The 14,800-nt window shown below is 68.5% G+C and carries 17 protein-coding genes; 12 read left to right on the top strand and 5 right to left on the bottom strand.

The window, feature by feature from the left end; translation table 11 throughout:
• Positions 1-9: 9 nt before the first annotated feature.
• A complete protein-coding gene (locus VRZ77_RS17440) occupies positions 10-813 on the bottom strand; it encodes an ABC transporter permease (RefSeq protein ID WP_414593879.1) in 804 nt (267 codons plus the stop codon).
• Positions 813-1,742: an ABC transporter permease gene (locus tag VRZ77_RS17435; RefSeq protein ID WP_414593878.1), complete on the bottom strand. Its 930-nt coding sequence runs from the start codon at positions 1,740-1,742 to the stop codon at positions 813-815. The genes VRZ77_RS17440 and VRZ77_RS17435 overlap by 1 nt, the downstream gene beginning before the upstream one ends.
• Positions 1,743-1,931: 189 nt before the next feature.
• Here VRZ77_RS17435 and VRZ77_RS17430 point away from each other — a divergent pair, with 189 nt between their 5' ends.
• Both VRZ77_RS17430 and VRZ77_RS17425 read left to right on the top strand, forming a co-directional pair.
• Positions 1,932-2,666 carry a GntR family transcriptional regulator gene (locus tag VRZ77_RS17430; protein WP_414593877.1) on the top strand — a complete coding sequence of 245 codons (735 nt, stop codon included), beginning with the start codon at positions 1,932-1,934 and terminating at the stop codon, positions 2,664-2,666.
• Positions 2,667-2,983: 317 nt separating this feature from the next.
• On the top strand, positions 2,984-3,325 hold the full coding sequence (locus VRZ77_RS17425; protein ID WP_414593876.1) for a hypothetical protein: 342 nt from the start codon (positions 2,984-2,986) through the stop codon (positions 3,323-3,325).
• Positions 3,326-3,417: 92 nt separating this feature from the next.
• Here VRZ77_RS17425 and VRZ77_RS17420 read toward each other — a convergent pair whose 3' ends face one another.
• Positions 3,418-4,245 carry a helix-turn-helix transcriptional regulator gene (locus VRZ77_RS17420; RefSeq protein ID WP_414593875.1) on the bottom strand — a complete coding sequence of 276 codons (828 nt, stop codon included), beginning with the start codon at positions 4,243-4,245 and terminating at the stop codon, positions 3,418-3,420.
• Positions 4,246-4,332: 87 nt separating this feature from the next.
• On the opposite strand from VRZ77_RS17420, the gene VRZ77_RS17415 reads away from it, so the two are divergent.
• The 9 genes from VRZ77_RS17415 (at position 4,333) to soxA (ending at position 11,763) form a co-directional block, all read left to right on the top strand.
• Positions 4,333-5,250: an SDR family oxidoreductase gene (locus VRZ77_RS17415; protein WP_414593874.1), complete on the top strand. Its 918-nt coding sequence runs from the start codon at positions 4,333-4,335 to the stop codon at positions 5,248-5,250.
• Positions 5,251-5,440: 190 nt separating this feature from the next.
• On the top strand, positions 5,441-5,899 hold the full coding sequence (locus VRZ77_RS17410) for a (2Fe-2S)-binding protein (RefSeq protein WP_414593873.1): 459 nt from the start codon (positions 5,441-5,443) through the stop codon (positions 5,897-5,899).
• A gap of 10 nt (positions 5,900-5,909) precedes the next feature.
• Positions 5,910-8,111, top strand: coding sequence for a molybdopterin cofactor-binding domain-containing protein (locus VRZ77_RS17405; protein WP_414593872.1), 2,202 nt, complete (start codon positions 5,910-5,912; stop codon positions 8,109-8,111).
• Entirely contained in the window at positions 8,111-8,416 is a 306-nt protein-coding gene (locus VRZ77_RS17400) for a c-type cytochrome (RefSeq protein WP_414593871.1), read from the top strand. The genes VRZ77_RS17405 and VRZ77_RS17400 overlap by 1 nt, the downstream gene beginning before the upstream one ends.
• Positions 8,417-8,420: 4 nt before the next feature.
• Positions 8,421-9,668: an FCSD flavin-binding domain-containing protein gene (locus tag VRZ77_RS17395; protein WP_414593870.1), complete on the top strand. Its 1,248-nt coding sequence runs from the start codon at positions 8,421-8,423 to the stop codon at positions 9,666-9,668.
• Positions 9,665-10,129, top strand: a complete 465-nt coding sequence (soxX, locus tag VRZ77_RS17390) for a sulfur oxidation c-type cytochrome SoxX (protein ID WP_414593869.1) — start codon at positions 9,665-9,667, stop codon at positions 10,127-10,129. Before VRZ77_RS17395 ends, soxX begins: the two co-directional genes overlap by 4 nt.
• A gap of 34 nt (positions 10,130-10,163) precedes the next feature.
• Positions 10,164-10,649 (top strand): SoxY-related AACIE arm protein, encoded by a 486-nt coding sequence (locus VRZ77_RS17385; RefSeq protein ID WP_414593897.1) that lies wholly within the window; start codon positions 10,164-10,166, stop codon positions 10,647-10,649.
• The gene (gene soxZ / locus VRZ77_RS17380) at positions 10,646-10,978 is read left to right on the top strand and encodes a thiosulfate oxidation carrier complex protein SoxZ (protein ID WP_414593868.1); all 333 of its coding nucleotides are present in this window, start codon (positions 10,646-10,648) and stop codon (positions 10,976-10,978) included. Before VRZ77_RS17385 ends, soxZ begins: the two co-directional genes overlap by 4 nt.
• Positions 10,978-11,763 (top strand): sulfur oxidation c-type cytochrome SoxA, encoded by a 786-nt coding sequence (gene soxA / locus VRZ77_RS17375; protein WP_414593867.1) that lies wholly within the window; start codon positions 10,978-10,980, stop codon positions 11,761-11,763. Before soxZ ends, soxA begins: the two co-directional genes overlap by 1 nt.
• A gap of 34 nt (positions 11,764-11,797) precedes the next feature.
• Here the strand turns inward: soxA and VRZ77_RS17370 are convergent, their stop codons facing one another.
• A complete protein-coding gene (locus tag VRZ77_RS17370) occupies positions 11,798-13,348 on the bottom strand; it encodes a sensor histidine kinase (RefSeq protein WP_414593866.1) in 1,551 nt (516 codons plus the stop codon).
• A complete protein-coding gene (locus VRZ77_RS17365; protein WP_414593865.1) occupies positions 13,345-14,064 on the bottom strand; it encodes a response regulator in 720 nt (239 codons plus the stop codon). The genes VRZ77_RS17370 and VRZ77_RS17365 overlap by 4 nt, the downstream gene beginning before the upstream one ends.
• Positions 14,065-14,347: 283 nt before the next feature.
• Here VRZ77_RS17365 and VRZ77_RS17360 point away from each other — a divergent pair, with 283 nt between their 5' ends.
• Positions 14,348-14,611 carry a hypothetical protein gene (locus VRZ77_RS17360; RefSeq protein ID WP_414593864.1) on the top strand — a complete coding sequence of 88 codons (264 nt, stop codon included), beginning with the start codon at positions 14,348-14,350 and terminating at the stop codon, positions 14,609-14,611.
• Positions 14,612-14,800 lie beyond the last annotated feature (189 nt).

Below are 14,800 nucleotides of genomic sequence, written 5' to 3'. Positions count from 1 at the left end.
AGCGGGCGTTCAGAAGCTCATGGCGCGTCTCAGGCCGGCGAGGCGTTCCAGCAGAAGCACCATGAACAGCGAGAAGAAGATCATCAGCGAGGCGATGGCGGCGATGCCGGGGTCGAACATGCGGCTGATGAGCGAGAGCATCATCATCGGCAGCGGCACATGCGAGGCATCGAACAGCCACATCGAGACGGCGTAATTGTCGAAGGAGGTCACGAAGGCGAACAGCGCGCCGGCCACCAGCCCCGGCATGATCTGTGGCCGGGTGATGCGCCAGAAGGCAGTAAACCTGCCAGCGCCCAGCGTGCGGGCCGCTTCCTCAAGTCCGGGATCGACCACCACCAGGCTGGCCGAGACGGTGCGCACCACATAGGGCGTCGTTACCAGCACATGGCCGATCCACAGATTGAGGAAGGCATCGTTCGAACCGATCGACGAGAACAGCCGCAGCAGCGCGATGCCGGTGACCAGCGAGGGGAAGATGAGCGGCGAGAGCACCAGCGCCTGCACCAGCGCCTTGCCGGGAAAGGACAGCCGCACGAGGCCGATGGCGGTCGGCGTGCCGAGCAGGACCGCGCCGCAGGCCGCCGTGGTGCTGAGCAGCACGCTGAAGCCGAAGGACGTGGTGAAGTCCGGGTCCTGCAGCACCTTGCCGTACCACTCCAGGGTGAAACCCTTGGGCGGGAAGGTGACGAACGGCGTGTCGGAGATCGACAGCACGATCGGGAAGATCAGCGGCAGCAGCAGGAAAAGGACGATGAAGCCGGTGAGCGTGTAGATGAGCGGCGCGGCGCGACCGAGACCGTTTTCCGACATCACGCGCCCTCCGTCGCACGGGAGCGGAAGCGTCGCTCGATCAATGTCATGTAGGCGAGGTTGATCGCCATAACGATCAGTACCATGGCGGTGGCGATGGCGGCGCCGAACGGCCAGTCGAACACGGTCAGGATCTGCTCCTCGACCAGCGTCCCGAGCATCTTGGTGAAGCTGCCGCCGAGCAGGGCCGGCAGGATGAAGGACGAGGCGGTGAGCGAGAACACCAGCGTGCAGCCGACGCCGAGGCCCGGTACGCTGAGCGGCAGGGTCACGCGGCGGAACACCGCAAGGCTGGAGCCGCCGAGCGTGCGGGCGGCGTCCTCCACCGCCGGATCGATGCGCCCGATGGCGGCGGCGAGCGGCAGCACCATCATCGGCAGGAACACCTGCATCGAGCCGATGACCACCGCCCATTCGGTATAGAGGATCTCGACCGGACCGAGGCCGACCCATGACAGTGCCCAGTTGAGCACGCCGCCATTGCCGTTGCCGAGGATGATGCGCCAGCCATAGGCGCGCACCACGACATTCACCAGCAGCGGCGCGATCACCAGCACGGTGATGGCCCGTCCGATCACCGCCGGGCCACGCGCGATCACCATCGCCAGCGGGTAGGCCAGCAGCATGGCGCCGAGGGTGGTGAGCAGGCTGATGCGCAGCGTGGTGATGACGACGTTGCGATAGAGATCCACCGCACCGAGCCGGATGTAATTGGCGAAGGTGAAGCTGCCGGTCAGCGTGCCGTCGGGAAGCTGCTGCAGGAAGCTGTAGCGCACCATCAGCCCGACCGGGATGACGAATACCGCGAGGAAGAACAGCACCACCGGCCCCAGAAGAACGAGCACCGGCAGCAGCGGGCGGCGGCGGGCCACGGTGCCGGCCGGCGCAACAGCCGGTATCGGGGAATCGTCGGCTTGAACGAGCGACATGGGCGACCTCACGGGAGCGGAGGCGGCGCCAGCGCGCCGGTTTATGTCGATAATCATATAGCTGATTGTCGACAAAACAATCCGGTTATGTGCACGAATAATTTGCTGGCGTTGCAACAAAAATGGGCATTCCTCTCGACATCCAATCCACTACATGTCTACATGCCAGGGTGATCGCCACGGTGGGCGATGGCGCGCAAGAACGGGATCGGCGACGTGGCAGAGGTTGCGCAGGCACAGGATGACGAGCGCGGGGGCGCCACGGACGACGCCATCTACGCGAAGATCTACGCCGCCATCGCCGCGCAGGACCTGCCGCCGGGCACGCGACTGCGCGAGGACGAGATGCGGCAGATTTTCGGGGTCAGCCGCGCCCGCATCCGCAAGGTGTTCTCGCGGCTGGCCTATGCCGGGCTGGTGACGATCGAGCCCAACAAGGGAGCCTCGGTCTTCCAGCCGACGCCGAAGGAAGCGCGCGAAATCTTCGCCGCCCGGCGCGGCATCGAGGGCACCATCGTGCGGCTGCTGGCCGGCCGGCTCGGCAAGGCGGAACTCGCCACGCTGAAACGCCATATCGCGCTGGAGGTCGCCGCCGAGGCGCGCCGCGACTGGCACGAGATGGTTCGGCTATCCGGCGAATTCCATGTGCTTCTGGCCGAGATGGCCGGCAACGACATCCTGCTGCGCTTCCTGCGCGAGCTCATCACCCGCGAGGCGCTGGTGATCCTGGTCTATGAGAAGCCGGGACAGCCCAGCTGCTCGCACCACGAACACCAGATGATCCTCGACGCCATCCTTGAAGGCGACAGCGCCCGCGCCACCGCGCTGATGGAGGAGCATCTCGGCAATGTCGAGGACAGGCTCGATCTCGATCGCGACACGCGCAGAAGCGTCGACCTCGGCCGGCTGTTTTCCGGAACGTAGATTGTGCGGCAACCATCCGTCTCACGCAAGGCGGCCTCGGCCGATTGGCAGGACGCTCCCGCCTGTTCCGGGAGCGCGATGCAGAGCGGGGTTGATGGGGCCTGCCTGCGCACCGGCCCCTGAAAGGAACGGACGACCTTGAATCCCGACACGGCGTCCATCGGCTGAGGACCCCCGCGCCGAAATTGTAACAGTTCGTATGCGCATCCGCTCCCGCGACAGGTCACGACAAAATTGCGGTTCAGCGGCGCAATCTGCGCGACAGGTTCCCGCTAGCCTTCCCTCGGTATCGCACCGCGACCGACGGAAGGAACGTCATGACCAGGCGAGAGGAAGATCGGGAGCCGGACTATGTCGGGCACCGCGTGACACGGGTCCGGTTCGGCGAGGCCCTGCTGGTGGAAGGCGTACTCTGTGCGCTGGCCGTCAGCCTATTGGTGCTGGTGCCCGCCATCGCCGCGGAAGCGCCGCAGGCCTCGCCCAACCTGCAGGCGACCTATCGGGTGTGCACGCCCGTCGCCCTCCTTGACGATGAGGACACCGCGGTGGAGCCCGCCACGACGATCGCGCCGCAGCCGCCATGCGCCGCGCCGGCGCCGATGCGCCTCGTCAAGGAGATCAGCCGCCCCGACGGCGGGGAGGATCGCTGGTTGCCGTGAATCGCCGGGGACCGACGCCGGCCTCCCGCCCGAGGGTGAAGGCGGCGCTGGCCCTTGGAAGCGCCGCGTGTCGAGGGACCCCGAAGCGCCCGTCATTGCGTGCCGCACAGGTGGCGCATCCTGTCCTGCGTGGCGGCATCGGCCGGCACATAGACCAGCAGCCGGAGGTCCGGCCGGCCGTCGATGGCGAAGGACGAGAATTCGAAGGAAAGTTCCCCCGCCGCCGCGTGGCGGATCGTCTTGGCGCCGTCGCCGGTGAGGGTGACGTCGTTCTCGCTCCACAGGCGCGCGAAGTCGGGGCTGGCGGCGGAGAGCTCGGCGACCAGCTCGGCCGCGCGCGCATTTTCCCCGGTGCGGGCGGTTTCGGCGCGGAAGGTGGCGACGAGGAAGCGCGCCACCGGCTCCCAGTCGAGTTGCGCCCCGCGCGTGGCCGGATCGAGGAAGATCCGCCGCAGGATGTTGCGTGCCTCGGGCGCCATGGCTTCGTAGTCGGCGAGGGCCAGCCGGGCCGCGCGGTTCCAGCCGATGATGTCCCATGTGGCGGTGGCAATCGTCGCCGGCATCAGCGGCAAGGCATCGAGCAGGCGCTGGAGGCGGCCGGAAATGCCCTCGCGCGACGGATGGCGGGCTTTCGGCGGGTGACCGAGGCCGACAAGAAACAGGTGCTCGCGTTCCGCCTCGGTCATCATCAGCGCGGTGGCGAGACTGTCCAGAACACGCGCAGAGGGAGCGCCGCCGCGCCCCTGCTCCAGCCAGGTGTACCAGGTGGTGCTGATATGGGCGCGCTGGGCGACTTCCTCGCGCCGGAGGCCCGGCGTCCGGCGACGACCGCCCAGGCCGAGCGCGGTTGCGTCGAGCCGAAGCCGCCGGTCCTTCAGAAAAGCGCCCAAACGGTTCGCGTCGCCGCCGACATCAGTCATGTTAGCCATTATACCCGTATAAAGTCACATATTTAACTGGATATATCCTGACGCCTAATCTCCCTCTCGACAAGAAGGAGAAGGGTCATGCGTGTATTTGTTACCGGCGCCACCGGCTTCGTCGGCGCCGCCGTGACGGGGGAACTGCTCGCTCACGGCCACGAGGTTCTGGGCCTCGCGCGCTCGCAGGAGCGCGCCGCCGGGCTGGAGGAAAAGGGCGCGCGGAGCCTGATCGGCGATCTGGCGGTCCCGAAAACGCTGCAGGAGGGCGCACGGGCCTGCGACGCCATCATCCACACCGGCTTCGTCCACGACTTCGCGCGGTTCGCCGCATCCTGCGCGATTGACGAGGCGGCGATCGAGGCCATGGGCGCCGCGATCGAGGGGACGGGCAAGCCGTTCATCGTCACCGCCGGCCTTGCCGGGCTTAGCGTCGAAGGTCGGGCAGCAACCGAAAGCGACCTCGCGCCGCCCCCCTCGGCCGCCTATCCCCGTGCCTCCGACAGCGCGGCGCGGCGCCTGTCGGCAAGCGGCATCCCCACCGCCATCATGCGCCTGCCGCCGAGCGTCCACGGATGCGGCGATCACGGCTTCGTGCCGATGCTGATCGATCTGGCCCGACGCAACGGCCGCTCGGCCTATCTCGGCGAGGGCGCGAATGTCTGGCCCGCCGTGCATGTGGGCGACGCAGCCCGCGCCTTCAGGCTTGCCGTCGAGCAGGGGCCGGGCGCCGCGACCTTCCATGCCGCCGCCGAGACCGGCATCGCGTTCCGCGACATCGCCCATGCGATCGGTGAAGGGCTGGACGTGCCTTGCGTGTCGCTTACCGGCGACGAGGCGCGCGCGCATTTCGGCTGGTTTCTCGGCTTCGCGTCGATGCATCAGCCGGTGTCCAGCGCGTGGACGCAAGAGCGCCTGCGATGGACGCCCGCCGGACCGGACCTGCTGAGCGACATCCGCCACGCCGGCTATTTCGCGGTCGATCCCTTCGCGGCCGCGGTGTAGCGCCGGGCACCGCCGCCCACCCAGTTTGTATCAATTCTTATCAAGGCCCGAAGACGCGACAGCTCGCGACAATAGGCCGGGCGGGCGGCACGCTTCTGCGACACCGCCCGCCTAGCGTTGCCCGGCCGATGAACACCGCCGCGCCCTTGCCGGGGCCGGCCGACACCCTTTCTCCAGCCGGGAGGTCATGATGGTCCAGCTCACCGTCAACGGGCAGACGCACACGGTCGAGGTCGACCCCGATACGCCGCTTCTCTGGATGCTGCGCGAGCAGGTCGGGCTCACTGGCACCAAGTTCGGCTGCGGCATCGCCCAGTGCGGCGCCTGCACGGTCCATATTGACGGCGTGGCGACGCGCTCCTGCGTGATGCCGGTCTCGGCCATCGAGGCGAACCAGAAGATCGTCACCATCGAGGGCCTGTCGCCGGACGGCTCGCACCCGGTACAGAAGGCCTGGCTGGCGCTCGACGTTCCCCAGTGCGGCTATTGCCAGACCGGCATGATCATGGCGGTGGCGAGCCTTCTGGAGACCAATCCGTCGCCGACCGACGAGGACATCAACGCCGAGATCACCAATATCTGCCGCTGCGGCACCTATAACCGTGTCCGCGCCGCCATCCATATGGCGGCCGACGGCAAGGCCGGCTGAGGAGAGCACGATGAACGTCCATCCCGCGCACACTCCCGCCTCGGTCTCGCGCCGCAATTTCCTCGTCGGCTCCGCCGCCACTCTGGGCGGTCTGTCGCTCGGCTTTCACGTCCCGTTCGCCGGCCCGGCGCTGGCGCAGGAGACCGGCATCTCCCCAGAGATCAACGCCTGGGTGGTGGTGAAGCCCGACGATACCATCATCATCCGCATCGCCCGCTCCGAGATGGGCCAGGGCACGCTCACCGGCCTCGCCCAGCTCGTGGTCGAGGAGCTGGAAGGCGACTGGTCGAAGGTGACGACGGAGTATCCCCCGCCGGGCGAGAACCTGAGGCGCGATCGCGTCTGGGGCAGCTATTCCACCGGCGGCAGCCGGGGCATCCGCGATTCCCATGACTATGTGCGCAAGGGCGGCGCCGCCGCGCGCCAGATGCTCGTCGCCGCCGCGGCCGCGCGCTGGGGCGTGCCGGCGGGCGAATGCACGGCGGCCGGCAGCGTCATCACCCACGCACCCACCGGGCGCACGCTGCGCTATGGCGAGGTAGCCGAAGCGGCAGGCCGCCTGACGCCCCCGACCGAAATCACGCTCAAGGACCCGAAGGACTGGAAGATCGCCGGCAAGCCGCTGCCGCGCCTCGACACGTTGGACAAGCTCACCGGCAAACAGATCTACGGCGCCGACCTCACGCTGCCGAACATGCTCAACGCCGCCATCAAGGCCTGCCCGGTGTTCGGCGGCACGCTGGCAAGCTTCGATGCGGCGGCGATCGAGACGATGCCGGGGGTCAAAAAGGTGGTGCGGGTCGATGACCGCTCCGTCGCCGTGGTCGCCGATACCTGGTGGCGGGCCAAGACCGCGCTCGATGCGCTGCCCGTCACCTGGGAGGATGGCCCCAACAAGGACCTCTCCAGCACCGCCATCCGCCAGATGCTGGCGGAGGGGCTGGAGGCCGAGGACGCCTTCGTCGGCAACCGCCAGGGCGATGCCAAGGCCGAACTTGCTCGCATGGCCGCCGCCGGCGGCAAGGTGATCACTGCCACCTACGCCTTCCCCTATCAGAACCACGCCACCATGGAGCCGATGAACGCCACCGCGCTGTGGACGGCTGACAAATGCGAGGTGTGGGTGCCGACGCAGAACGGCGAGGCGAGCCTTGCCGCCGCGGCGGAGGCCGCCGGCCTGCCGGTCGGCCAGTGCGAGATCTACAAGCTGCATCTGGGCGGCGGCTTCGGCCGGCGCGGCAATTTCCAGGATTATGTCCGCCAGTCGGTCAGCATCGCCCGGCAGATGCCGGGCACCCCCGTGAAACTGCTGTGGACGCGCGAGGAGGACATGCTGCACGGGGCTTATCATCCCACGACACAGGCCAAGCTCACCGGCGCGCTGGACGCGGACGGCAATCTGACGGCGCTGCACCTGCGCATTTCCGGCCAATCGATCCTCGCCGCGGTGCGGCCGGAAGGCATGCAGGGCGGCATGGACCCGATCGTGTTCCAGGGGCTCACCCAATCGGCGCCGGAAGGCCATCTCGGCTACACCGTGCCCAACCTGCTGGTGGATCACGCCATGCGCAACCCGCCGGTGACGCCGGGCTTCTGGCGCGGGGTGAACCTCAACCAGAACGCGATCTATGTGGAGTGCTTCATCGACGAGCTGGCCCACGCCGCCGGTGCCGAGCCGCTCGCCTTCCGCCGCAAGCTGATGGCGAATCACCCGAAGCACCTCGCCGTGCTGGACGCCGCCGCCGATGGCATCGGCTGGCAGACCCCGCCGGCGCCGGGGCGCTTCCGCGGCCTCGGCCAGATCATGGGCTTCGGCTCCTATGTCGCCGCCGCTGCCGAAGTGTCCGTGGAGGATGGCGAGCTGAAGATCCATCGCATCGTCGCCGCTACCGACCCCGGCCATGTGGTGAACCCGGCGCAGGTGGAGCGGCAGGTCGAGGGCTCCTTCGTCTACGGCCTTTCCGCCTGCCTCTATGGCGAATGCACGGTCGCGGGCGGCCGGATGGAACAGGAGAACTTCGACACCTATGAGGTGCTGCGCATGGCGGAAATGCCGGCGGTCGAGACCATCATGCTGCCCTCGGGCGGCTTCTGGGGCGGGGTGGGCGAACCCACCATCGCGGTCGCCGCGCCCGCCGTGCTCAACGCGCTGTTCGCCGCCACTGGCACGCGCTACCGCACCCTGCCGCTCAAGAACCACGAGCTGTCCTGATGCGCGTGCTCCGTCTGCTTCTGCCGGCGTTGGGGCTGTTTATCGCCCTCGCGCCGGCAGAGGCCGCGCCGCCGCGCGGGGCCGCCTCCTGCTCGGGCTGCCATCCCCGCGCCGCCGGCAACGGCCCCATTCCCAGCCTGAACGGCAGGCCCGCCGACCATTTCATGTCGCAGATGGCGGCCTTCCGCTCGGGCGAGCGTCGCTCGACCGTGATGACGCGCATCGCCAAAGGCTTCACCGATGAGGAAATCCGCGCCCTCGCCGACTATTTCGCGGCCGGCGGCAACGCCCCCGCTCAGCCGTAGACGCGTGCTGCGGGGGCTGGCGGCCGGCGCTTTCACGGCGCTCGGCAGCCCGGCCGTGCGCGCGCAGGCGGCGCCGCGCGTGGTGGTGATCGGCGGCGGATTTGCCGGCGCCAGCGCCGCCCGCGCCCTGAAGCGCGAGGACCCGCGCCTCGCGGTGACGCTGGTCGAGCCCAATCCGCGCTACACCGCCTGTCCGCTCAGCAATGCCGTCATCGCCGGGCTGCGCGACATGAAGCGCCAGCATTTCGGCTATGCCGCGATCGCGGCGGAAGGCATCGTCCATGTGCCGCAGGCCGCGACGCGCGTCGAGCCGGAGCGGCGCGAGGTCGTGCTGGCCGACGGGGTGCGGCTGACGTTCGACCGGTTGATCGTCGCGCCGGGGATCGATCTGCGGTTCGACGCGCTGCCCGGCTATGGCAAGGCGACCGCCGATCTCATGCCCCACGCCTGGAAGGCGGGCGAGCAGACGCGGCTGCTGCGCCGCCAGCTGGAAGCCATGGAGGATGGCGGGCTGGTAGTCATTTCCGCGCCGGCCAACCCCTTTCGCTGTCCCCCCGGTCCCTATGAACGGGCGAGCCTGATCGCGAACTATCTGCAGCGCCACAAGCCGCGTTCGAAGATCCTGATTCTCGACCGCAAGGACGCCTTCTCAAAGCAGCGCCTGTTCGAGGCCGGCTGGGCCGCGCTCTATCCGGGCAGGATCGAATGGGTCGGGGAGTCGCTTGGCGGCGGCGTCACCGAGGTGGACGCGGCGACGCGGACCCTGCGCACCGAGTTCGGCGAGCATCGCGCGGCGGTGGCCAATGTCATTCCCCCGCAGCGCGCCGGGGCCATTGCCGCCATCGCCGGCGTCGCCGATGCCACGGGCTGGTGCCCGATCGATCCCGTGACCTTCGAGTCGCGCCTCGTGCCTGACATCCATGTCATCGGCGACGCGGCGATCGGCGGGGCGATGCCAAAATCCGCCTTTACCGCCAACGCCCAGGCCAAGGCCTGCGCCAGCGCGGTCATCGCGCTGCTGCGCGGGGAGACGCCCGGCGATCCCAAGCTGATCAACACCTGCTACAGCCTGCTGGCGCCCGATTACGGCATATCCATCGCCGGCGTGTACACCCCGCGCGACGGCCTGCTGGCCGAGGTCGAGGGCGCCGGCGGCACCTCGCCGCTCGACGCGCCCGCGGCCGTGCGGGCGGAAGAGGCGGCTTATGGTGAGGCATGGTTCGAGACCGTCACGGCCGAGGCGTTCGGATGAGGCGCCCGGCGTGGGCCATAGGCGCGGCGTGTGTGCTCGTCGGCGCGCCGCTGGCCCATGCGCAAGGCGCGGCGGCGGTAGAGCTGGCGCCCTATGTGGTCTCCGGGGACGCCATTGCAGAGCCCTTGGCCGGCCGGCGCGGCGATGCGGCTCAAGGGCGGAAACTGCTGGAGGACCGCCACCGCAGCCTGTGCATCCTCTGCCATGCAGCGCCCGGCGTGCCGGAACCGTTTCAAGGCACGCTCGCGCCGAGCCTTGACGGCATCGGCGCGCGGCTGAGCGAGGGGCAGATCCGGCTGCGCATCGTCGACATGAAGCGGCTGAACCGGGAGAGTATCATGCCGAGCTATTACGCCATCCGGGAGGGCGTGCGCGTCGCTCCCGCCTGGCGAGGCCGGCCGCTGCTCGACGCCACCGGGATCGAGCATCTCGTCGCCTATCTCGTGACGCTGAAGGAGTGAACCCATGGTTCGTGATCCGGTCGCTCGTGATTTCATGGAGGACGCCGCCACGCCTGAGATCGCGGACGGCACGGCGCTGGACCGGCGGGCGGTGCTTGCCGGGGCCGCCGGCCTCTTCGTGCTGGCGCTGCCGCTGCCGGCGCTGGCGCGGCCCTCGCTGCACGAGGCGGTCGCCACCTTCGCCAGGGGCGCGCCGGTCCAGGCGGGCGGGGTGACGCTCACCGTGCCGCCGCTGGTCGAGAACGGCAACGCCGTGGGCGTGACGGTCGAGGTCGAGAGTCCGATGACCGCGGCGGATCATGTCCGGCGCATCGGCGTGTTCAACGAGAAGAACCCGCAGGCCGAGGTCGCGGTCTTCCATCTCGGACCAGCCAATGGCCGGGCGCGCATCGCCAGCCGCATCCGCCTTGCCACATCTCAGACCGTGGTCGCGGTCGCCGAGCTCAGCGACGGCAGCTACTGGTCGAGCCAGGCGAATGTCATCGTCACCCTCGCCGCCTGCATCGAGGACCTGACATGAGCGACACCCCCACCCGAGCCCTCGTCAGCGTGCCGAAGACGGCCCGGCGCGGCGACATCGTCGATATCCGCGCGATGATCGCCCACCCGATGGAGACGGGCTACCGCATGGGCCCGAACGGGGCGGCCATCCCCCGGCGCATCATCACCCGCTTCAGCTGCACCTATGGCGGGGAGGAGGTGTTTGCGGCCGAGTTCTTCCCGGCGGTCTCGGCCAATCCTTTCGTGTCGTTCAGCCTTGTGGCAACTGAGAGCGGCACAGTCGCCTTCGCCTGGACCGACGAGACCGGCGAGACCATGACGGCGAGCGCCGAGATCGTGGTGAGCTGATGCCGGGCCCCGCGGCGCGCCTCATCGTCCTGGTGGGGGTACTCGCAACCCTCGCCGGCCCTGTCGCCGCGCAGGGCCTCTCCCCGACCGAGCGCCGCTCCGGGCGCGACTTCATGGCACCGGAGACGCGGGCCATGCAGGCGGACGATGCCAGCAACCCCGGCATGCTCTGGGTGCTTCAGGGAGAGGCGCTGTGGCAGCAGAAGGCCGGAGCGGCGGGCCGTTCCTGCGCCGACTGCCACGGCCCGGCGGCGAGTATGCGTGGCGTGGCCGCGCGGTATCCCGCCCTCGACGCGGCGAGCGGCAAGCCCGTCGATCTCGCCGGCCGCATCAACCGATGCCGCGCCGAGCATCAGGATGCGCCAGCCCTCGCGGCCGAGAGCGACGATCTGCTGGCCCTCACCACCGTCGTCGCCCATCAGTCGCGCGGCCTGCCGATCACCCCACCGGAGGAGCCGCGCCTCGATCCCTTTCGCGAGGCCGGGCGGCAGCTGTTCAACACGCGCATGGGCCAGCTCGATCTCGCCTGCGCCCAGTGCCATGACGCCAATTGGGGCGGCCGCCTGGCCGGCAGCGCGGTGACGCAGGGCCATCCGACCGCCTATCCGCTCTACCGGCTGGAATGGCAGGGCGTCGGCTCGCTCCAGCGCCGGATGCGCAACTGCATGGTCGGGGTGCGCGCCGAACCCTTCGCGCCCGGATCGGACGACATCATCGCCCTGGAACTCTATCTGATGCAGCGTGCCGCCGGCATGGCGATGGAGACGCCCGGCGTCCGCCCGTGAGCCGTCCCGTCTTGCAGGCCGCGTAGCGAACGTCCTACGCGGCGGGAGTGCGGCCGGTGGCGCCGATGGGCCGGCCGACCCGCCGCCGGGAACGCACCGCCCGCTTCGGCTCCGCCGCCGCCGCCGTCGCGGGGCTGGTTGGGGGAAGGCTGATGGTGGCGCGCAGACCTCGCGCGGTATTGGCGAGGAGGATATCGCCACCATGCTGGCGCACCATGTTGCGCGAGATGGACAGGCCGAGACCTATGCCGCCGGTCTCGCGATTGCGCGAATGCTCCAGGCGGAAGAACGGCTCGAACACCTTCTCCAGCGCGTCGGCGGAAATGCCCGGCCCCTCGTCCTCGACGACGATCTCGATCGCCTGCGGCGTGACGCGCAGGAAGACATGCGCGCGTTCGCCATAGCGCACCGCGTTTTCCACGAGATTGCGGATCGCCCGCTTCAGCGCGTCCGGCCGGCAGCGATAGCTGATCTGCTGCGCCTCGGCACAGGTGATGTCGTGACCGAGCTCGACAAGATCGTCGCACAGGCTCCCGACCAGCGCGGTGAGATCGACATTTCGGGTGGGCTCCTCGGCCGCCTGCTCGCGGGAAAAGGCGAGGGTCGCCTCGGTCATGGCGCGCAGCTCGTCGAGCGTGCCGAGCATCTTTTCGCGGGTCTCGTCGTCGGCAACGAACTCCGCGCGCAGCCGCAGCGAGGTGATGGGCGTGCGCAGATCGTGCCCGATCGCCGCCAGCATGCGCGTCCTGTCCTCCACGAAGCGTTGAAGCCGCGACTGCATGAGATTGAAGGCGACGGCGGTGTGGCGGATGTCGTCCGGCCCCTTCTCGCACAGCGGCGGCACGCTCTCGCCCCGCCCCAGCGCTTCCGCCGCCGCCGCAAGGCGCCGCATCGGCTTGGTCATGGTGCGGGCGATGAAGGCGGCGCAGAGCGAGAGGATGACCGCGGTCACCGCGAGGGAAATCAGCGAGCGCGCGGTGAGCATGCTGTTCACCATCTTCTTGGCGATCGCGCTGTTGAGCCACGAGCCGTCCTTCAACTGCACGGCGAGCCCCATCGCGTAGGACTCGCCCCAGTACATGAACTTGGCGGGGCGCGAGAGCGGCCAGGCATGCGCCGGCAGGTCGATCCAGCCGGCATCGGGGCCGCCATTGGGCGTCGTCACCGCGGTTCCGGCCACGCTCGCGGCCTGCGGCGCGGGCATCGACGCGGGAGAGGACGGCTCTCGCGTCGCCGGCTCGGTGCCGGTCAGATTGGCAAGCGCTGGCAACGGCTCGGCAAGGCGCCGCTTCGCCTCCTGCCGCCAGCTGTCGACATCGCCCGGGAAGCTCGGCGACACCCAGAAGCGGGTATAGCTGGTGCCGCTCGCCTGCAGAATGTCCTGCTGCACCGCCGGCGGCGTGGTCTCCAGAAGCTGCGCCACCGAGGCGGTGCGGCTCAGGAATTCCGTCTTGGCGGCCCGCACCAGCGCGCCGCCGATCTCGTCGGTGAACAGCAGGAAGCTGATGCCCTGCGACACGGCCAGCGCCAGCAGGACGACGGCGACGAAGCGGGCGGTGAGGCTGCGATTCCAGATCCGGGTCATTGGCCGTCCACCTCGACCGAGAAGCTGTAGCCGCCGCCCCAATGGGTCTTGATGATCACCGGGGATTTGGGATCTTCCTCGATCTTCTTGCGCAGCCGGCTGACCTGATTGTCAATCGCCCGGTCGAAAGGCTCCGCGCTGCGCCCGACGGTGAGATCGAGCAGCTGGTCGCGGCTCAGCACCAGCCCGGCATGGTCCAGGAACACGCTGAGCAGGCGGAACTCCGCGGTGCTGAGCGGCACGGCGAGCCCTTCCGGGTCGATCAGCTCGCGTCGCCCGACATTCAGCACCCAGCGATCGAAACGGACCTCCTTGGCCTTCAACTGCCCGCGCTGGGGCGGCAGGCTCTGCACGCGCCGCAGCACCGCCTTGATGCGCGCCAGCAATTCGCGCGGGTTGAAGGGCTTGGACAGGTAATCATCGGCGCCGAGCTCCAGCCCGACGATGCGGTCGGTCTCCTCCGCCATCGCGGTGAGCATGATCACCGGAAGCTGCGTGGATTCGCGCAAATAACGGCAGAGCGAGAGCCCATCCTCCCCCGGCATCATCACATCGAGCACGACGAGATCGAAGGCGTTGCGCTCCATCAGGCGGCGGAAAGCCGCGGCGTTTTCGGCGAGCGAGGTCCGATAGCCGTGACGGTGCAGGTATTTGCCGACCAGATCACGAATATCGCGATGATCGTCGACGATGGCGATGTGCGGTACGGCGTCCATGGGCGAGCTCCACGCCCTTTACATACCGTCATCGCCTTCTGGCCGCTGGGAAAAATTGTAACAAATCGTATAGCCCGCGCCGTCTCGGCACATTGCGAGACATTCACGGCCACATCTGAAGAACATCTGCGACAGGCGCCACTTAGTCTGCCTTCATCCGATGACGGCACAACCAGTCGTATCAGGAAAACGGAGCAAAATCCTTTGCTCGTCCATTCTGTCGAACATTCTTTTGACTGATTAAACGTCAGGACAAGAGATGTAGATATGAGGATAAATCGACATGAGCGTTTTCAACTGGAAAACCACTCTTACCGCCACGGCTCTTTCTCTTGCTGCCGCCGGCCTGACCACCACGGCGCTGGCGAACGCGCCGGCTTATGTGCCGGGTACGGGCTATGAGGCCAGCCGCACCACGTCCGGGGCCACGGCGTCCGCGCCGCGTGCTCCGGGCTATCAGGGCCGCAACGCCTATGTGAACGAGCGCCCGACGTTCCAGCTCGAAACCTATATCCGCCGCCAGATCGAGATGGACAAGCGCTCCTGATCCTAGAGCCCCACCCGGCAGACCCGCGGCCACGGCCGCGGGTTCTGCTGCGCAGGCTGCTGCGCCTAGGCAGTGGCCCCATAAATTTGCGGGCCGGCTAGGAGCGTGATTCAACCTCTCTCGATAGGGGAGAGAGAGATGCGCCGCCACGAATTGACGGACGAGGAATGGGCGATCATCGCCCCGCTT

The organism is Ancylobacter sp. G4_0304 (assembly GCF_047501495.1).
Classification (GTDB): Bacteria; Pseudomonadota; Alphaproteobacteria; order Rhizobiales; family Xanthobacteraceae; genus Ancylobacter.
Note: the sequence above shows the minus strand (reverse complement) of the source record. Positions and strands in the feature narration are given on the sequence as shown.